This is a genomic window from Gordonia terrae (assembly GCF_051789125.1).
In the GTDB taxonomy this organism is placed as follows: domain Bacteria; phylum Actinomycetota; class Actinomycetes; order Mycobacteriales; family Mycobacteriaceae; genus Gordonia; species Gordonia terrae_A.
Map to the genome: position 1 here is coordinate 1,418,253 of NZ_CP196526.1, position 19,090 is coordinate 1,437,342.

The following is a 19,090-nucleotide window of genomic DNA, read 5'->3' on the forward strand; positions in this document are numbered from 1 at the left end:
TCTTCACGGTGCCCCGTCGACTCCGGTCGGCGGGGCACCGTTGTGTCTCGAGGCGTGACCTCACTCGCTTTCGCCCGCCGCTCGGCGCGTCTGCGACAGGCTCGGCCGGACCCGTGCCACGCTCATAACGATGCCCACCCCCAGGCCCGAGACCCGCGCGGAGAACTTGGCGTCGCAGCTTCGTCACCTGCGACGATCCCGGCGTGCCCAGCGCACCGCCGCCGAGGGATCCGCACGTCAGCTGGCGGTGGTGGCGTTCACCGTCCCGGCCGTCGCGCTGGTGATGCTGATCGTCGTGATGCTGACGGTCCTGTTGCTCGCGGGCAGCGGTCTGACGGGTCTGCCGAGCGCGATCGCGTCGAGTTGGCTGGCGATCCACCAGGTGCCGGTCACGATCAGCGGCGTCACGATCGGCGTACTGCCGCTGTTGCCGACGCTGGTCGTCGCGGCCGGGACGGCGATGCTGACCGCACGGGCCGTCGTCGCCGGCGGGAATTCCTACGAACGGCCGGGGCACGACCTCTTCGATGTCGGTGCCGTCGTGTTCTCGGCCGTCATCGGTCCGGTGCTGATCACCGCGATGTCACTGGCGATCGTCATGGACGGCGGATCGGTGCTGCCGGTCCAGACCCCCAACCCGCTCGTCGCATTCCTCTACACACTGGGCGTGCACGGCGGAGGTGCGCTCGCCGGCATCGTCTGGACCGGACGACGCGACTTCGCGGCCCGCTTCGGTGTGACACATGCCGACCGGCGCGGTTTCCGCTACGGCCTCGTCGCGGCACTGATGCTCTTCGTGGCCGGTGCCGTGCTGATCTGCATTCGCATGCTGATGCGTCACGGTCAGATCGGCGAACTGATCGCCACCGGTTACGACTTCGACGGTTTCCTCGGCCTGACTGCGCTGTCGCTGCTCTACCTGCCCAACGTGATGGTTGCGGCCACGGCGGTGCTCGTGGGCTCCGACGTCCAACTGGGTGCGATGACCGTCGATCTGTTCACCGTCCGCGGCGGTGCCGTGCCGCCCGTCCCCGTCCTGGCCGTCCTGCCCGAGGGCTCCGGTGCCGGCTCGTGGGGGCTTGTCGGACTGCTGGTCCCGGCCGGAGTCGCGGGGTTCATCGCCTGGCGATGCCGAGACCTCGACCCCATGGCGCATGTGCGTTCGGTGGGTGTCGCCGCAGCTGTCGCCGCATCGATGGTGGCGATCGCGACGATGACCGCGGGAGGCGAACTCGGCGAGTTCGGCGACATGACGATCACGGTGTCGGCAGCCGGTGTCTTCACGCTCGGCTGGGTTGCCGTGGTCGGCCTTCTGGTCGTGCTGGTCTACGCCTTCCTGCCGTCCACCCGCGCCGCACGTGCCGCCGTCGGGGACGACTACTTCGACGACCCGCTCGACCCCGGTTACGAAGACGAGTACGTGATCGTCACCGACCTCGACGAAGACGACGAATACGGCGGCTACGAGGACGCTGACTACGAGGACGCCGAGTTCGAGGACGCCGAGTTCGAGGACGCCGAGTTCGAGGACGCGGAGTACGAGGAAGCGGAGTACGGGGACGCCGAGTTCGAGAACGCGGCGGACGACCACGGGGACAGCGACGACGATCGCGACGCCGGCGATCACCCGGCCACCGACGGCGATGGGCCCCGACCCGTGGCCAATCGCGTGTACGCCGACGACCTCGACGAGACCGATCTCGCCGACGACGCGGACTACGACCTGTACCCGGGTTCACACGGCGCCTCACGTCGACGATGACCGGCGGATCGTGCCACCCACCCGGCGCGGGTCGGTCGCTGTCCGGCCACTAGGCTCGACCCCGTGACATCCCCGACCGTGCCCGGACGCAGCCCCATCGTGGTGATGGCTTCCGGTACCGGTTCGCTGCTGGAGTCACTGGTTGCCCGCGCCGCCGACGCGCCGTTCACCGTCGCCGCCATCGTCGTCGATCGTGCCTGCCGCGCCCAGGAGGTCGCACAGGCCAACGACATCCCGCTCGTCACCTGTCGGGTCGCGGAACACACCGACCGTGCCGCATGGGACCGTGCGCTGACCGAGCAGGTCGCCGCGTTCGAGCCGGACTGGGTGGTCACGGCGGGCTTCATGAAAATCCTGGGATCCGCGTTCCTCGACCGCTTCGGCGGACGCATCGTGAACAGTCACCCCGCGTTGCTGCCGGCCTTCCCGGGCGCGCACGGCGTGGCCGACGCCCTCGATTACGGCGTCAAGGTCACCGGCGCGACGGTCCACCTCGTCGACGAGGGAGTCGACACCGGCCCGATCCTCGCGCAGCGCGTGGTGACCGTCGAGGACGACGACACCGCCGACATGCTGCACGAACGCATCAAGACGGTCGAGCGCGTGTTGCTCGCCGAGGTGGTGACCGCACTGGTCACCAGAGGAGTAGTCATCGATGGACGAAAGGCCCGCATCCCGTGAACGCACACAGCCCTGACAGCTCCCGCCGACCCATCCGGCGCGCGCTGGTCAGCGTCTACGACAAGAGCGGTCTCACCGAACTCGCGACTGCGTTGCAGGCAGCCGGTGTCGAGATCGTGTCGACGGGATCGACCGCGAAGACGATCGCCGGGGCGGGTGTCCCGGTTGTCGAGGTGTCCTCGCTGACCGGCTTTCCCGAGTGCCTCGACGGTCGCGTCAAGACCCTGCACCCCAAGGTGCACGCCGGGATCCTCGCCGACACCCGTAAGGACGATCACCTCGCACAGCTCGACGAACTGGGCGTTGCCGCATTCGATCTGGTGATCGTGAACCTGTACCCGTTCACCGCGACCGTCGCCTCGGGCGCCACGCCCGACGAGTGCATCGAACAGATCGACATCGGCGGCCCGTCGATGGTGCGCGGCGCGGCCAAGAACCATCCTTCGGTGGCGGTGGTTGTCGACCCGGCCGACTACTCGCTGGTGACAGGGGCCGTCGAGGCGGGCGGTTTCACTCTGAACGACCGGCAGAAACTTGCCGCGAAGGCCTTCCGGCACACCGCCGACTACGACGTGGCGGTCGCATCGTGGATGTCGAATGTGGTTGCCCCCGAAGATGAATCCCGGTTCCCGACGTGGGCCGGCGCGACATGGACCCGTTCGGCCGTGCTGCGCTACGGCGAGAACCCGCACCAGGCGGCCGCACTGTACGTCGGCACTGCCGGCGCCGGCGGCGTCGCCACCGCCGAGCAGCTCCACGGCAAGGAGATGAGCTACAACAACTACACCGACGCCGACGCCGCGTGGCGTGCCGCGTACGACTTCGACGCACCCGCGGTCGCGATCATCAAGCACGCCAACCCATGTGGGATCGCCATCGGCACCGACATCGCCGAAGCACATCGCAAGGCACACGCGTGTGATCCCGTCAGCGCCTACGGCGGTGTGATCGCGGCCAACCGTGAGATCACCGTGGAGATGGCCGAACAGGTCGCCGAGATCTTCACCGAGGTCATCGTGGCGCCCGGCTTCGACGATGGCGCGCTCTCCGTGCTGACGCGTAAGAAGAACATCCGCGTTCTGGTGGCGGCCCCGCCCGCTGCCACCGGCATCGAGACCAAGCCGGTCTCCGGTGGTCTGCTGATGCAGCAGCGGGACGTGCTCGACGCCGAGGGCGACAATCCGGCCAACTGGAACCTCGTGGCCGGTCCTCCCGCGGATCCCCAGACCCTCGCCGATCTCGAGTTCGCCTGGCGCGCATGCCGCTCGGTCAAGTCGAATGCGATCCTGCTCGCGTCCGACGGTGCCTCGGTAGGAGTCGGTATGGGCCAGGTCAACCGCGTCGATTCCGCTCACCTCGCGGTGCAGCGGGCCGGTGATCGTGCCGCCGGCAGCGTCGGGGCGTCGGACGCGTTCTTCCCCTTCCCGGACGGGCTGCAGGTGCTGCTGTCTGCCGGGGTGAAAGCCGTTGCGCAGCCCGGCGGTTCGATCCGCGACAACGAGGTGATCGAGGCGGCCGAGGAGGCGGGCGTGACGCTCTACCTCACCGGGGCGCGCCATTTCGCTCACTGAGCTCGCGCTACTGGTCGTCGCCGGTTTCGGCGCCGGCCTGATCGGTTACATCACCGGGCTGGCCTCGATAGTCAGCTACCCGGCGTTGCTCGCCGTCGGGCTCAGTCCCATCGCAGCCAACGTGACCAACACGGTCGCCTTGGTCGCGGTGGGAGTGGGCAGCACGGCCCAATCGGGGCGATCGCTGCTCGACGGTGATCGCAGGCGGTTGATCGTCGGCGCCATCGCCTCGCTGATCGGCGGCACGGTCGGAGCGGTGCTGCTGCTCTCGACGCCCGCCGAGGCCTTCGAGGCCGTGGTGCCGTACCTCGTGGCGATCGCCGCGATCGCGCTGCTCGTACAACCGGTTCTGCGCCGCTGGGCTACCGCTCATGTCGAGCGTCCCTGGGTCTTCGTCCTGGGACTGATGCTGATCTCGGTGTACGGCGGATATTTCGGCGCCGGCGCCGGGATCATGATCCTGGCTCTGATGCTCGTGGTGACCAGCGAACCGCTCTGGCGTGCGGCGTTGTCGAAGTCGCTGTTCCTCGGCATCGCCAACACGGTTGCCGCCGTCGGCTTCATGATCTGGGGTCCCGTCGACTGGTGGGCGGCCCTCGCGATGGCTGTGGGATGCCTGGCCGGCGGGTGGTGTGGTCCGCCGGTGGTGAAGCGGCTACCGCCCGGGCCGCTCCGGATCGTGGTCGGGATCTGTGGGCTCGGACTCGCGGTGTGGCTGGCGTTCAGCTGACGGTCGGACTGAGGCAGACCACATTTGCAGAACCGCTGACCAGAGAGAACCCAACCCGCTGGCCGTGCGGCTCCGTTCCCGCCCGCGATTCGACCGGGAACGAAGCCAACGGTTGTTTCTCTGTGGAGTTGTCAAGGAACTGTCGCGGTCCCGGGCGCTGCCGGGTGCGGAAGGTGCTGCGTGAGGTCTTGGGCTCAGGCGGCGGTGTCGAGTGTCATGGTGCGTCGGTTGTAGGCGGGTAGGGGTCGGCGCAGGGGGTCGATGGTGGCGGGTGGGACGAGCCAGGGGTGCCGGTCGTAGCCGAGGATGATGTCCCAGCCGTGGTGGTGGACTTGGGTGTGGCAGCGTTGGCAGAGCAGGCAACCGTTGTCGAGGTCGGTGGTGCCGCCGTCAGCCCAGTGCTCGATGTGATGGACCTGGGTATGCGACGGTGGCGCACCGCATTTGATGCAACAGGCATCGCGCACGATGACGGCTTTGCGCAGGTGTGCCGGGAACAGTCGTCGAGTCTGTCCCATCTGTAGCGGGACGCCTTCGCCGTCGAGCACGATCTCGGTGAGGGTCCCGTCGCACGACATCTGTTTGGCGGTCGCCTGACTGACTGATCCGGTCCACGGCAGGCTGGCCGGGTCTGTGCCGGTGGCGGGGATGGTCAGCAAGAGTTGCGTGCGTGGGGACCCGACGGTGTCGATGCTCGCTCCGAGGGCGGCTTGGTCGAGAATGAGTTCGAAGGCGTCGGCGCGGCGTTGCTCAGCAGACCGGCGGTCCTCGGCGCCGTCGGGGTCGGGCCGCGGGCAGGACCGTTCGTCGATCATCGTCAGGAACTTCTCGCCGACGGCCTGGGTGACGTCGGCGCGGATGTCGATGCGGCCGTCGTCGGTGGTGTGGGCGTTGACCGAGTTCAGTGACGAGTCGTCGGCGGCGGGGATGCCGGTGTCGGCGGCGTCGGTGATGGTGTTGCCGATGGTGCGGGCGTGTTCGAGCACCTGTGTCGGTGTGGCGCCGGATAGCGCTTGGCCGAGTATCTCGATTTCGTGCGAGCTCTTCTCGTTGGCCGAAAGGCCATCGGGGCAACGGGTCTCGATGTGGGTCATTCCTCGGATGATGGCGTCGACGACTTCCGAGGACAGACGTCCATCGGCGGCGTGACGGGCCAGGGCGGGCAGCGACGGTAGTGCGTCGACACCCCGCATGATGCGATGGGCCGCAGCGGGCGCACATCCCATTTCGATCAGCATCTTCTTGGTGGTGGCGCCGGTCTTGTGTGCGACACCCAGCTCATCGAGTCGGGCTGTGTGGGTGACGATCTGATGGTCGACGACGTTGCGAATCAACCGCAGCGTGTTCAACGCGGCGAATGTTGTTCTGCCCGTGCGGTCGTCGGCGTGCGGGGTGGTCTCGATGAGCTGATCGAGGAGGGTGTCGAGCTCTGGCATGACTCCACAGTACTCGAACACACGTGCGATTTACAAGGTCATTCTTGAGACTTCTTAAGCTGAAAATGGTTGCGAAGTAGGGAAATTGGGCCCATCTGGTCGGTCGCGCCACAGTGGTGAACAGCAGTCACATCCGTTGTGAGATTCGGTTCCGAATATGGTGGATTTGTCGCCGGATGGTGAATGTCGCCAAGCTCGCCACGTGCCCTACGAACCTTGGGGCGGCCTCGTAGGTCGGGCCACCCGGTGATGTGAGCGTCCGTATCGACCTCGCTTCGTTCGGCCGGACGTGTATGAGATCCTGTTCCATCGGGGGGAGAGAGTTGACCGACAGCGGGACAGCGCGGCCGGGTGACGACGCTGGCGGCGAGACATGGTTGAGACTATTCGGGTTCGAATACGACGGGGCGGATTACCACGCGGAGATTCTCGATTACTCCGGATGCGATGTGACCAGGGTGATCTCGGACGCGGACTACTACTTCACCGATCAGGGCAAGTTGTGGTCGCTCGCCGTCGTCGACGCTGCGGCCGACCATGAGCGACTGATGTGGCTGTCGGGATACGACTATCGGCAGCGCGCTCGAACGTGGGTCGAGCGGACAAGACGTTCCGACATGCAACTGCGGTATCTCGCCTATCGCGCCGCACAGTCGCGACCGGTCGTGCTTCCCGACGGACTCCGGCTCATTCGTATGTTCCCCGAGTGGGGCGCCGGACCGCTCTGGGAGAGCTTCACGGAGAACTATCCTGCCGACCCGGCGCGTCTAGGACTCGACCCCGGGTTGGCCCGAGCGCTCACCGACTGGAACGACGTGTGGAACGCACGCCCGCACGACGCCGATCTCGACGACGAACCCGGCTGGATCGCCGCCGGACTGGCGCTCCACGCTCGAGTTGCGTCCGAGCTGACGGGAGTAGCCGAAGTCGCCGCGCAGTTCCTGTCCCGGCCAGTCCCCTGAACGCCGCGGCCTGATTGCCGCGACCGGCAAAACCGCGCGCGACATGCACATGTGGCTGCATTCGCACGCATCGGACCGCACTTTCCCTCTCGATGAGGAAAACTCTGTTCGCCGGGGTCGGCGATGTCTAGACATGCACGGTGACCTTGTTTGTGGACATCACCCCGGAAGAAGCGGGTGGTGGGGCGGAGCGCACGTCGCCCAGCGGTTCGTCTCGCGTGCGATCACTGCTGACGCGGGTGGGACTCCCGTTGGTCTCGGTGGTGGTGTTCGCGGCGGTGTGGCAGATCGTCGCCGTCAGCGGGATCTGGAGTGAGACTTTCGTGCCGCGCCTGGGCACCGTGTGGCAGGCATTCGTCGACATGTCGACGACGCACGACGGCGTCCGCGGCTACGCCGACTACTACTGGTGGGAACACCTGTACATGACGTTGCGCCGTGTGTTCGCGGGCGTCGCGATCGGCGTGATCCTCGGGGTGCTGCTCGGATTGGCCATGGGGACCGTGGTGTGGCTCCGACGCCTCCTCGAACCGTGGCTGACATTCCTGCGCGCACTGCCGCCGCTGGCCTACTTCTTCCTGCTGGTCATCTGGCTCGGCATCGACGAGGCGCCCAAGATCACGTTGCTGGCCCTGGCCGCGTTGCCGCCGGCCGCCGTGGCGACCACCGCGGCCGTCAGTGCCGCGCCGGTCGGTCTCATCGAGGCGGCCCGCGCACTCGGTGCGTCACGGTCCGAGGTGATCCGCGACGTCGTGGTGCCGTCGGCGCAGCCCGAAACCTTCACCGGTGTACGGCTTTCGGTCGGCATCGCCTATTCCTCCGTGGTCGCGGCCGAGCTGTTCAACGGCATCCCCGGTATCGGTGGCGTGGTCAAAGACGCCAGCAATTACAACAACACACCCGTCGTCCTGGTCGGCATCATCGCCATCGGCCTGTCCGGACTGGTCATCGACGGGCTCCTTCGAACAATCGAGCACCGCGTGGTGCCGTGGCGCGGAAAGGTCTGAGAGACATGAGATTCACACGTAGGGGGACCGGCTCGAACCGGTTGGGACGTGCCACCACGCCGGGCCGCTCGCGGTTCGCTGCGGCGCTCGGGGTGATCGCTGCAGCAACGCTGGTGCTCGCCGGTTGCTCGGTCGACAACTCCGGTGACGACAGCAAGCCGACGATCCGGCTCGCTTACCAGTCGTTCCCGAGCGGCGACCTGATCGTCAAGAACAACGGCTGGCTCGAAGAAGCCCTGCCGGACTACAACATCAAGTGGACCAAGTTCGACTCCGGTGCCGACATCAACACCGCGTTCGTCGCCAAAGAGGTCGACTTCGCCGCGATCGGCTCCAGCCCGGTGGCCCGCGGACTGTCCGCGCCGCTGAACATCCCGTACCAGGTGGCCTTCGTCCTCGACGTCGCAGGCGACAACGAGGCGCTCGTCGCGCGCAACGGCACCGGGATCAACACGGTCGCCGACCTCAAGGGCAAGCGGGTGGCCACCGCGTTCGCCTCCACCGCCCACTACAGCCTGCTCGCCGCGCTCAACCAGGCCGGTGTGAACCCGAAAGACGTGGACCTGATCGACCTGCAGCCGCAGGCCTCCCTGGCCGCCTGGCAGCGAGGCGACATCGACGCGGTCTACACCTGGCTGCCCACCCTCGACGAATTGCGCCAGGACGGCAAGACTCTCATCGCCAGCCGTCAGCTCGCCACCGCCGGCAAGCCCACGCTCGACCTCGGTGTCGTCTCCTCGGAGTTCGCCAAGGCGAACCCGGATGTCGTGAACACCTGGCGCCAGGTCCAGGCCCGGGCGCTCACCCTGATCAAAGACGACCCGCAGGCCGCGGCCGACGCCATCGCCGCACAGCTGGGCACGACGCCGGAGGACGCGGCCAACCAGCTGAAGCAGGGCACGTACCTCACCGTCGCGGAGCTGACCAGCCCGACGTGGTTGGGCACCCAGGGGAACCCGGGCAATCTCTCCGAGAACCTACACAGCGCAGCGGTGTTCCTCGCCGAGCAGCAGCAGATCCCCGCGGCCCCGCCGATCGAGACCTTCCGAGAGGCCATCTACACAGAGGGATTGCCGGGTGTCCTCGAACAGCAGTAGCCAGATCATCGACACAGGACGCGCCGCGGGTGATCCCGCCCGCGGCGCGATCCGCCTGCACAACGTGTCCCAGCGGTACGGGGCGGGCGCCGATGCGGTGACCGCGGTCGGCCCGGTCGACCTCGACGTCCCGCCGGGGGAGTTCCTGGTGCTGGTGGGGGCATCCGGGTGTGGCAAATCCACCCTCCTGCGGCTCATCGCCGGTTTCGAACCCGCGACATCGGGCGAGGTGGAGGTGTCAGGCGCGGCCCCGGTGCCCGGGGTGTCCTCGGGTGTGGTCTTCCAGCAACCGCGTCTGTTCCCGTGGAAGACCGTGGGCGGCAACGTCGAACTCGCACTGAAGTATGCGAAGGTCCCCAAATCGGAACGCGCGGCACGCCGGAACGAACTCCTCGAACGGGTCGGTCTGGACGACACCGCCCACCGGCGCATCTGGGAGATCTCCGGCGGGCAGCAGCAACGCGTGGCGATCGCCCGCGCGCTGGCGGCCGAGACATCCCTGCTCCTGCTCGACGAACCGTTCGCCGCACTCGATGCCCTCACCCGCGAACGGTTGCAAGAGGATCTGCGCACGGTGAGCGCGGATTCGGGGCGCACCAACGTCTTCGTCACCCACAGCGCCGACGAGGCGGCCTTCCTGGGAAGCCGGATCATCGTGCTCACCAAACGGCCGGGACGAGTCGCGCTGGATCTCACCTCGACGTTGCCGCGCACCGGCGTCGAACCCGAGGAACTGCGTGGGTCGCCGGAATACGCCGCACTGCGTGCCGAGATCGGTGCCGCCGTGAAAGAAGCCGCAGCGGCCTGATCCCGGCCCTTTCCTCACCGCGCCTTTTCCTCACCGCGGGCTCAACCCTGTCCGACGGCGCCGCGGACGGATACACAGTACGGGTGTCCACCGTTACCGCTCCGCCCGCCACGAGGCCCGGTCGCTCACCGAGCGATCCGGGATCTCAGGGTGGTCCGGTCGGCGGTGGGGAGTGCACTCTCCACTCGATGAACTGGGTTGACGGATCCCATCACGGCTCGCCGCCGGCGCACCTCGCTCCCGCCCTCGCCTTCCTCGACCTGGAGAACCATCCTCATGACCACCACCGCACATCCCGCCGGCACCGCACCCCGATCTGACGCCTCCGTCCGTCCGGACGCCGGAACGATCTCCAGCGGAGTCGAATTCGACATCGACGAGTTCGGGCCGAACTTCGGTGCCGAGATCCGCGGCGTCGACGTGGCGTCCGCATCCGACGCGCAGGTCGCCGCGCTCCGCCAGGCACTGATCGACTACAAGGTCATCGTCCTGCGCGATCAGCACCTCGACGACGAAGCGCACATCCGATTCGGAAATCGGTTGGGCGATCTGACCTTCGGGCACCCGGTCTGGAACAGCGGCGACGTTCCCGGTGAGGTCTACTCGCTCGACAGCGCCGACAACGGATTCGCCGATGTCTGGCACACGGACGTCACCTTCATGCCGCGCCCGCCGATGGGCTCGATCCTCCGCCCGGTGGTGTTGCCGCGCAACGGCGGTGACACCAACTGGGCGGACGCCGAACTCGCATACCGGTCGCTGTCGGAGCCGGTCCGCCGGATGATCGACGGACTCAGCGCAGTGCACGACGGCAACCGCGAATTCGGGTACTACCTCAAGCAGCGACGCAACGGCCGCGGTAACACCTGGGACGGTGAGGAAGTGACCGAGCTCGTTCCCGTCACTCACCCGGTGGTACGCATCCACCCTGAGACCGGCCGCAAGTCGTTGTTCGTCAATCCCGGCTTCACCTCGCACATCGACGGTGTCTCCGAGGCGGAGAGCCGCGGGATCCTGGATCTGCTCTACGCGCACCTCACCAAGCCCGAGCACATCGTCCGGCACCGCTGGCGTCTGGGTGATCTCGTGCTGTGGGACAACCGGAACACGCTGCACTACGCGAACCGCGACTACGGCGATGCCCGCAGGGTGATGCATCGGATCACCCTGCGTGGTGAGGCGCCCATCGGGCCCGCCTGACCCCAGCTCCACCGAACTCCCACCCCGGCTCATCAGCCGGCGGTGGGAGTTGTCGTCTGTGGGTCAGTCGTAGCCGGATCTGATCTGCCACAACCCTTGTTCAACCAAGGGGTTGACAACGACCCCGATGAAGCGCACCATCGTATTCAACCAATCGGTTGAGGAGTTCGAATGGCAGACGAGTTGACCAAGGTGTTCGCCGCACTCGCGGACCCGACGCGGCGCGACATGGTCGCGCGGCTCGCGGTCTCGGATGCGACGGTCAGCCAACTCGCCGAGCCGTACGACGTCAGCATCCAGGCCGTCTCCAAGCATCTGAAGGTGCTCGAGGACGCCGGCCTGGTGACCCGAACCCGGGAGGCCCAGACCCGTCCGGTCCATCTGGAAGCAGAGGTGTTCGACCTCATGACCAAGTGGATCGAGCGGTATCGGAAGCGGGCGGAGGAGCGCTACCAGCGCCTCGACGCACTGCTCGCCGAGATGAACGACGGCCCCGAGGCCCACCACCCGACTACGCCGGGTCCCGAGGTCGAACAAACACTCCACAAGGAAGGAAAGGTGTCATGACCGCAACGCAGACCCGTTACCCCGAGGCCGCCATCGAAGCCGACAAGGAGGTGCCCGTCATCCGCATCACCCGCGACTTCCGGGGCACACCGGCGCAGCTCATGAAGGCCCACACCGACCCGGAGCTGTTCGTCCGGTGGGTCGGACCCGATGCCATCAGCAGCCGGATCGTCGAGTGGGATGTCCGCGACGGCGGCAGCTGGAGTTACGTCTCCACCCATGAGGGACAGGAGTTCGGCTTCCGCGGCTGCTTCCACACCGTCGGTGAGGACAAGATCGTGCAGACGTTCACGTTCCTCGGCATGCCCGACGCGGTGTCGCTGGAGACCCTGTGGTTCGAGGACCTGGGAGACGGCACGACGCGACTCCACGCCCAATCCCTCTGCGACAGTTTCGAAGCGCGCGACGGGTGGCTCGCCTCCGGAATGGAGGTCGGCGTCAACGAGGGTTACGCCGCCCTCGACCGCATGCTGTCCGACGGCACGGTCTGAGCCACCGCACATGACCATCGCAGAACTCGACGCCGGTGCGCGTCATCGCGAAATCGCCGCCGGTTTCGCCGACGTGATCGCCGGTGTCTCCGATTGGGACGCCCCGACGCCGGTCGACGGATGGGTGGCGCGCGATGTCGTCGCCCACCTCGTCGACTGGTTCACCGGCTTCCTCGCCGCCGGTGGCGTCGAGCTCCCGGCCGGACCGGCTGTCGCCGACGACCCGGGCGGCGCGTGGTCGGCGCACGCCGCGGGAGTCCAGGCACTGCTGGACGGGCCGTCGGCCGAGGACACCTTCACCCATCCGATGGCCGGCGAACACCGCCTCGCCGACGCGGTCGACCAGTTCTACACCGCCGACGTGTTCATGCACACCTGGGATCTCGCGCGGTCCCAGGGCGCAACGCCCGATCTCGACCCTGCGTTCGCTGCTCGCCTCCTCGGCGGCATGGCGTCCATCGACGAGATGTTGCGCAGTTCGGGCCAGTACGGGCCGAAGGTCGAGGTGCCCGACGACGCCGACGTGGTGAGCCGGCTGGTGGGCTTCATCGGGCGCGACCCGGCCTGGACACCCGCGCCGACCGGGTAGGCGGCCCGCGACGGCGCAGACTCAGATCGCAACTCGGAGTAGCGTGGATGAGGTGCCAGAGGACAACTTCACCACCCATGGTTCTCAATCGACCGAAACCCGCCACCCGTCGCCCCGAACTCTCGGCGAACTCCGTGCCAGCGGCCACGTCCAACGCAGCATCCGCGACGAGATCCGCAACAACCTGCTGTCGGCGCTCCGTGAGGGCCGCGACCCCTGGCCCGGCATCGTGGGCTTCGAGGCGACGGTCATCCCGCAACTCGAGCGTGCGCTGATCGCAGGCCACGACGTCGTGATGCTCGGTGAGCGCGGCCAGGGCAAGACGCGCATCCTGCGCACGCTCGTCGGTCTCCTCGACGAGTGGACGCCGGTCATCGCGGGTTCGGAACTGGGGGAGCACCCGTACGAGCCGATCACCCCGGGGTCGATCCGGAAGGCCGCCAACCTCCTCGACGACCTGCCGATCGAATGGCGTCATCGTTCCCAGCGTTACAGCGAGAAGCTGGCAACGCCGGACACCTCCGTCGCCGATCTCGTCGGCGACATCGACCCGATGAAAGTGGCCGAGGGACGCAGCCTCGGCGACCCGGAGACCATCCACTTCGGGCTCATCCCGCGCGCGCACCGCGGCATCGTCGCCATCAACGAGCTGCCCGACCTGGCCGAGCGCATCCAGGTGTCCATGCTCAACGTGATGGAGGAGCGCGACATCCAGGTCCGCGGTTACACCCTGCGCCTGCCGCTCGACGTCCTCGTGATGGCGAGCGCCAACCCGGAGGACTATACCAACCGCGGTCGCATCATCACCCCGCTCAAGGACCGCTTCGGCGCCGAGATCCGCACGCACTACCCGCTCGAACTCGACGACGAGGTGTCGGTCATCGAGCAGGAAGCCGACCTCACCGCGAGCGTCCCGACGTTCATCACCGAGATCCTGGCGCGGTTCACCCGCTACGCCCGCGACCATCCCTCGATCGACCAGCGCTCGGGAGTCTCGGCGCGATTCTCCATCGCCGGTGCCGAAACCGTTGCCGCGGCAGCACTTCACCGTGCGACCGTCACCGGTGAGGACCAGGCGGTCGCACGGGTCGTCGATCTCGAGTCGGTGATCGAGGTGCTGCGCGGCAAGATCGAGTTCGAGTCCGGTGAAGAGGGTCGTGAGCTGGAGATCCTCGAACACCTGATGCGCAAGTCCATCGCCGACGCCGTGCGGGCGCATCTGGGCGGTATCGACATGGCGCCGCTGGTCTCCGCACTCGAGGAAGGCGAACCGGTCGTGACCGGTGATCGCGTCCGGGCCGCCGACCTGCTGGGGTCCATCCCGTCGCCCGACACCACCGCAGCGGTCCTCGACCAGATCGCCGACCGTCTGGAGGCCGACAGCGACGGGGAGCGTGCCAGCGCCGTCGAGCTGGCTCTCGAAGGATTGTTCCTGGCCCGTCGTATCGGCAAGGAAGCCGACGAGACCGGACAGACGATCTACGGCTGACATTTTCTGTCCCCTGAGGTGCGAGGAGCGAAAGCGACGAGCCACGAAGGGCGCCGCACCGAAAGAATAGGGAGAACACATGGCGCGCAAGAGTTTCCATCGTTCGCGCTACCAGCGCTACACCGGCGGGCCGGATCCGCTGGCGCCGCCCGTCGACCTGCGTGAAGCACTGGAGGCGATCGGCGACGACGTGATGGCCGGTACCTCGCCGCAGCGTGCGCTGCGCGAGTTGCTCCGTCGCGGGACACCCAACATGCGTGGGCTCGACAAGCTGCGCGAGCAGATCAACCGACGGCGACAGGAGTTGCTGGAGAAGCGGAATCTGGACGGTACCTTCGCCGAGATCCGCGAGCTGCTCGATCGTGCGGTGCTCGAGGAACGCAAGCAGCTCGCGCGTGACCTCGACGACGACGCCCGGTTCGCCGAGATGCAGATCGGCAGCCTTCCGCCGTCGACGGCGCAGGCCGTCGAGGAACTGTCGGAGTACAACTGGCGCAGCCCGCAGGCCCGGCAGGACTACGACAAGATCAAAGATCTCCTCGGGCGGGAGTTGTTGGATCAACGCTTCGCCGGGATGAAGGAGGCGCTCGAGGGCGCCGACGAGCAGGACCGGCAGCGCGTGTCGGAGATGCTCAAGGACCTCAACGACCTGCTCGAGTCGCACAACCGGGGCGAGGACACCGGTGAGAAGTTCGACGAGTTCATGGACAAGCACGGGGAGTTCTTCCCCGAGAACCCGCGCAACACCGACGAACTCATCGACTCCCTCGCCCAGCGTGCCGCCGCTGCACAGCAGTTCTACAACTCCCTGACACCCGAGCAGCGGGCCGAACTCGACCAGCTGGCCCAGCAGGCATTCGGCTCCCCGGACCTCATGAGTCAACTGGCGCAGATGGATTCGCAGCTGCGAGCGGCCCGCCCCGGCCTCGACTGGGACAACGCGCAATCCTTCTCCGGAGATCAGCCGATGGGCCTGGGGGAGGGGGCGGCGGCACTGCGCGACATCTCCGAGCTCGAGGCATTGTCCGAACAGTTGTCACAGCAGTATGCCGGCGCGCAGATGGACGACATCGACCTCGACGCGCTCGCCCGCCAGTTGGGTGACGAGGCCGCGGTCGACGCGCGGATGCTCGCCGAGCTGGAGAAGGCGCTGTCGGAGGAGGGCTTCTTCGACCGGACCGAGGACGGCCGACTCCGTCTGAGTCCCAAGGCGATGCGCCAACTCGGCCAGTCGATCTTCCGCGACATCGCCGAACAGCTGTCGGGACGTCGCGGGGACCGCCAGACCCGTCGGACAGGTCTGCTCGGCGAGCCGACCGGCGCCTCTCGAGAGTGGGAGTTCGGGGACACCGACCCGTGGGACGTCACGCGGACGGTCTCGAATGCCGTGCTGCGCACGGTCTCCGAGACCACCGAGCCCACGCTGGCGACGTCGGAGATGGCACGCTCGGGAGTGCGCATCGATGTTCGCGACGTCGAGGTGTCCGAGACCGAGAGCCGTACGCAGGCTGCGGTGGTGCTGCTCGTCGACACCTCGTTCTCCATGGAGATGGAGGGGCGGTGGACGCCCATGAAGCGCACCGCGATCGCGCTGAACCACCTGATCTCCACGCGCTTTCGCAGTGACGAACTGCATCTGATCGCGTTCGGGAGGTACGCGCGCTCGATCGACATCGCCGAGCTGACCGGACTGCAACCCCGGATGGAGCAGGGAACCAACCTGCACCACGCACTGCTCCTGGCCCAGCGTCACCTGCGGCGGTTCCCGAACGCGCAGCCGGTGGTCCTGGTGGTCACCGACGGCGAACCGACCGCACACCTCGATCCCAGTGGAGAGCCGTTCTTCTTCTATCCGCCGCACCCGCAGACGATCGCGCTGACCGTCCGCGAACTCGACCATGTCGCCCGGATCGGTGCCCAGGTCACGTTCTTCCGGCTCGGTGAGGACCCGGGGCTGGCCCATTTCATGGACCAGATCGCGCGCCGGATCGGTGGCCGGGTGGTCGCTCCCGACGTCGACGGTCTCGGTGCGGCCGTCGTCGGGGACTACCTGCGTGCGCGCAAGGGCCGTCGGCGCGGCTGACGGTCCAGGCCCCGAATCCCCGACGGTCTGCTTCTCAGACGGTCCGTGGTTTGCGGCCCGCGATGATCCACAGCACGATCCCGACTAGCGCGAGCAGCCCTCCCAGGCCGCCGCCGAAGACCGCGAGCAGCACACCGCCGACGCCGCTGAAGATCCCGGACGCGTCGATCGACGCCACCACCGCGGGTGAATCGCACCGGAACGAATAGGTGCCCGACTCGACCACCTCGAACGAATCGAAGGACTCGACCCCGGAACCGTCGAAGGTGAACTCCGTCGAGGTGTTCGTGCCCGACTCGAGCGCGGCCGGGCCGGTGATCTCGCACGACGGCACACCATTGGCCGCCGAACTGAACAGCTGGAAGGTGTCACCGGCGTCGTAGTACTGCTCGGCGGTCGGGTTGACCTCGAACGCCTTGTCCGCCTGATCGACGACGTCGCCGATGCCGGCCACCGCGAGCACGACGCCCACGGCCACCGACAGGACCAGGATGACGACGCCGACCAGGGTGAGGATCTTGCCCCACCTCCGCATACCCGATCGGTCCTTACGCGGGGGCGGGGCGGGCGGATAGCCGCCGAAGGAGCCGGGTTGTCCGTATGCGGGCTGTCCGTACCCGGGCTGGGGTGACCCCGGCTGGGGATACCCCGTGCCGGGGAGAGGCGCGCCGGACTGTAGTGGCTGCCCGTAGGGCTGCTCGCCGTAGGGGAACCGGCCGTCCGACGGACCCGATGAGCCGCCGGATTGTCCTGGATCGTAGGGCTGGCTCATGATCGTCTCCGATGTCCGCCGACCGGTCGGTCCCGGCCGCACACGAATGGATTATGCCGCGCGCGCCGCTGTACGGCGGCTCGTTGTCGAGACCGTTGTCGAGTCGAGAGCGGGGCGCGCCCGGGCCCGTCCGCACGGACGTCCTCGGGGTGGTCGTCGGGGGAAAGATCAGGGTGGTCGCGATGGACCACGGCCACTAGGGTCGACAAGCGTGACGCAACCCGGCGAGCTTCCGATGCCCGACGACCGTCGTTCCCGTCTACGTGCCGCGGACGCGGACCGGGAATTGGTCCACGAGATCCTGTCCGCGGCGATGGCGCATGGCAGTCTCTCCCCGGTCGAATACGAGGAGCGTGCGGGAAAGGCGGTTCTGGCCAAGACTTTCGGCGATCTCGACGCCCTGACCGATGATCTTCCCGTAGGCCAGCTGGGCGTCGCGATGCCGGCGGCCAGCCTCTCGCCGGGTCCGCGGGTCACCGGGCGCAGCTCCGACGGAGCGGTGCGGCATCGGCTCGCGATCATGTCGGGCAGCGAACTGACGGGTACCGCCGTCGTCGCCGATCAGCTCACGGCCACCGCGATCATGGGAGGCGTGGAGATCGACCTGCGGGAGGTCGAGTTCACGGCCCCGGTACTGACGGTGCAGTGCGTCGCGATCATGGGCGGCGTCGAGATCAAGGTGCCCGACGGTGTCTCGGTCGAGATCGGCGGACTGGGCATCATGGGCGGGTTCGGCGGCAGGTCGCAGAAGTCGCCGCGACCGGGCGCCCCGGTGGTTCGGGTGACGGGCCTCGCGCTGATGGGCGGCGTCGACGTGAAACTGGTGACCCGCGAACAGCCCGACGAGTGATCGGGTGTTTCGGCTCAGGCGAGGAGTAGTGCGATCACCATGATCGTCGGGATGGAGGTCACCGTCGTCAGGAGTGCGGTGTCGCGAGCCAGGATCTGCCCCCGGCGATATCGCGTCGCGTAGACGAGGACATTCTGTGCGGTGGGCAGCGCCGCGATGACCACCTGGGCGAAGAGCGCCTCCCCTTCCTGGCCGAAACCCCAACGGGCGATGGCGTACACGGTCAACGGCATGACGACCATCTTCAGCACGGTGGCCAACATGATGTCGCGGCGCGGACTCTCGCCCTTCTTGAACACCGCCACACCGGTCAGCGAGAGACCGAAGGCGAGCAGGGCGGCCGGGACCGAGGCGTCGCCGAGCATCTTCAGCGGCGACATGACCGCGGCCGGCGGGGTCCAACCGGTCAGCGACACCGCGAGACCCGCGAGCCCACCGACGACGATCGGGTTGGTGATCGGAGCGACCAGTGAATCCCGGACCAGGGACCGCCCGTCGTCGCGGTCCAGCGCGGTGAGATCCAGTGCGAGCAGTGCGATGGGGGAGTAGATGAGGATCTGGAAGAGCAGGAGGGGCGCGATGAACGACGCGTCGTCGAGTACGAAGATCGCGATCGGCAGGCCGAGGTTGACGCTGTTGACATAGGACGCCGAGAGTCCCCCGATCACCAGTTCCGGAATCTGCCGATGCAGCCAGAGTTTCGCGACCGCGATGTAGACCGCGCCCATGAGGAAGGCGCTCCCACCCGCGATCAGCAGCGTCGACGAGAAGATCACCGCCAGATCGGAGGTGACCATCGAGTGGAACAGCAGCGCGGGGGTGAAGACGAAGAACACCAGGCGGGACAAGACTTCATGGGCGTGCTCGCCGATGACACGCGTCCGGCCGAGGACATAACCCACCCCGACTACAATGAAAATCACCGTGAAGCCGGAGATGACGCCAGACACCGCTCGAGTTTAGTCGTTAGGGTGAGGAACGGATTTATCGGATCG

At 67.4% G+C, this 19,090-nt stretch carries 18 protein-coding genes; 15 read left to right on the plus strand and 3 right to left on the minus strand.

The features are described from left to right. Window positions 1-130 precede the first annotated feature (130 nt). The 4 genes from ACSUZC_RS06470 (at window position 131) to ACSUZC_RS06485 (ending at window position 4,744) form a co-directional block, all read left to right on the plus strand. A complete protein-coding gene (locus tag ACSUZC_RS06470) occupies window positions 131-1,762 on the plus strand; it encodes a cell division protein PerM (protein ID WP_439032048.1) in 1,632 nt (543 codons plus the stop codon). A 63-nt stretch (window positions 1,763-1,825) separates the two neighbouring features. Next, complete coding sequence (gene purN / locus ACSUZC_RS06475) at window positions 1,826-2,443, plus strand: phosphoribosylglycinamide formyltransferase (RefSeq protein ID WP_439032049.1); 618 nt, start codon at window positions 1,826-1,828, stop codon at window positions 2,441-2,443. Further along, window positions 2,440-4,014 carry a bifunctional phosphoribosylaminoimidazolecarboxamide formyltransferase/IMP cyclohydrolase gene (gene purH, locus ACSUZC_RS06480; RefSeq protein WP_439032050.1) on the plus strand — a complete coding sequence of 525 codons (1,575 nt, stop codon included), beginning with the start codon at window positions 2,440-2,442 and terminating at the stop codon, window positions 4,012-4,014. Before purN ends, purH begins: the two co-directional genes overlap by 4 nt. Further along, window positions 4,001-4,744 (plus strand): sulfite exporter TauE/SafE family protein, encoded by a 744-nt coding sequence (locus tag ACSUZC_RS06485; protein ID WP_439033011.1) that lies wholly within the window; start codon window positions 4,001-4,003, stop codon window positions 4,742-4,744. Before purH ends, ACSUZC_RS06485 begins: the two co-directional genes overlap by 14 nt. 194 nt (window positions 4,745-4,938) lie before the next feature. Here the strand turns inward: ACSUZC_RS06485 and ACSUZC_RS06490 are convergent, their stop codons facing one another. Continuing rightward, window positions 4,939-6,180, minus strand: coding sequence for a DUF222 domain-containing protein (locus tag ACSUZC_RS06490; RefSeq protein ID WP_439032051.1), 1,242 nt, complete (start codon window positions 6,178-6,180; stop codon window positions 4,939-4,941). A 449-nt stretch (window positions 6,181-6,629) separates the two neighbouring features. Here ACSUZC_RS06490 and ACSUZC_RS06495 point away from each other — a divergent pair, with 449 nt between their 5' ends. From ACSUZC_RS06495 to ACSUZC_RS06540, 10 genes are all read left to right on the plus strand, one after another. Further along, window positions 6,630-7,142, plus strand: coding sequence for a hypothetical protein (locus ACSUZC_RS06495; RefSeq protein WP_439032052.1), 513 nt, complete (start codon window positions 6,630-6,632; stop codon window positions 7,140-7,142). A gap of 140 nt (window positions 7,143-7,282) precedes the next feature. Next, window positions 7,283-8,149, plus strand: coding sequence for an ABC transporter permease (locus tag ACSUZC_RS06500; RefSeq protein WP_439032053.1), 867 nt, complete (start codon window positions 7,283-7,285; stop codon window positions 8,147-8,149). Between the two features lie 5 nt (window positions 8,150-8,154). Next, the gene (locus ACSUZC_RS06505) at window positions 8,155-9,246 is read left to right on the plus strand and encodes a taurine ABC transporter substrate-binding protein (protein ID WP_439032054.1); all 1,092 of its coding nucleotides are present in this window, start codon (window positions 8,155-8,157) and stop codon (window positions 9,244-9,246) included. Next, entirely contained in the window at window positions 9,227-10,054 is an 828-nt protein-coding gene (locus tag ACSUZC_RS06510; RefSeq protein WP_439032055.1) for an ABC transporter ATP-binding protein, read from the plus strand. Before ACSUZC_RS06505 ends, ACSUZC_RS06510 begins: the two co-directional genes overlap by 20 nt. Before the next feature lie 276 nt (window positions 10,055-10,330). After that, window positions 10,331-11,254, plus strand: coding sequence for a TauD/TfdA dioxygenase family protein (locus ACSUZC_RS06515; protein WP_439032056.1), 924 nt, complete (start codon window positions 10,331-10,333; stop codon window positions 11,252-11,254). 171 nt (window positions 11,255-11,425) lie between these two features. Next, window positions 11,426-11,821, plus strand: coding sequence for an ArsR/SmtB family transcription factor (locus ACSUZC_RS06520; protein WP_439032057.1), 396 nt, complete (start codon window positions 11,426-11,428; stop codon window positions 11,819-11,821). Further along, complete coding sequence (locus tag ACSUZC_RS06525; protein ID WP_439032058.1) at window positions 11,818-12,312, plus strand: SRPBCC domain-containing protein; 495 nt, start codon at window positions 11,818-11,820, stop codon at window positions 12,310-12,312. Before ACSUZC_RS06520 ends, ACSUZC_RS06525 begins: the two co-directional genes overlap by 4 nt. Window positions 12,313-12,322: 10 nt before the next feature. Further along, the gene (locus ACSUZC_RS06530; protein WP_439032059.1) at window positions 12,323-12,901 is read left to right on the plus strand and encodes a maleylpyruvate isomerase family mycothiol-dependent enzyme; all 579 of its coding nucleotides are present in this window, start codon (window positions 12,323-12,325) and stop codon (window positions 12,899-12,901) included. 43 nt (window positions 12,902-12,944) lie between these two features. After that, entirely contained in the window at window positions 12,945-14,390 is a 1,446-nt protein-coding gene (locus ACSUZC_RS06535; protein WP_439032060.1) for a sigma 54-interacting transcriptional regulator, read from the plus strand. Between the two features lie 79 nt (window positions 14,391-14,469). Next, window positions 14,470-16,473, plus strand: coding sequence for a VWA domain-containing protein (locus ACSUZC_RS06540; RefSeq protein WP_439032061.1), 2,004 nt, complete (start codon window positions 14,470-14,472; stop codon window positions 16,471-16,473). A gap of 34 nt (window positions 16,474-16,507) precedes the next feature. Here the strand turns inward: ACSUZC_RS06540 and ACSUZC_RS06545 are convergent, their stop codons facing one another. Continuing rightward, entirely contained in the window at window positions 16,508-17,245 is a 738-nt protein-coding gene (locus ACSUZC_RS06545) for a hypothetical protein (RefSeq protein WP_439032062.1), read from the minus strand. A gap of 211 nt (window positions 17,246-17,456) precedes the next feature. On the opposite strand from ACSUZC_RS06545, the gene ACSUZC_RS06550 reads away from it, so the two are divergent. Further along, the gene (locus tag ACSUZC_RS06550) at window positions 17,457-18,095 is read left to right on the plus strand and encodes a DUF1707 SHOCT-like domain-containing protein (RefSeq protein WP_439032063.1); all 639 of its coding nucleotides are present in this window, start codon (window positions 17,457-17,459) and stop codon (window positions 18,093-18,095) included. 14 nt (window positions 18,096-18,109) lie between these two features. Here ACSUZC_RS06550 and ACSUZC_RS06555 read toward each other — a convergent pair whose 3' ends face one another. After that, window positions 18,110-19,045, minus strand: coding sequence for an AEC family transporter (locus ACSUZC_RS06555; protein WP_439032064.1), 936 nt, complete (start codon window positions 19,043-19,045; stop codon window positions 18,110-18,112). Window positions 19,046-19,090: the final 45 nt, after the last annotated feature.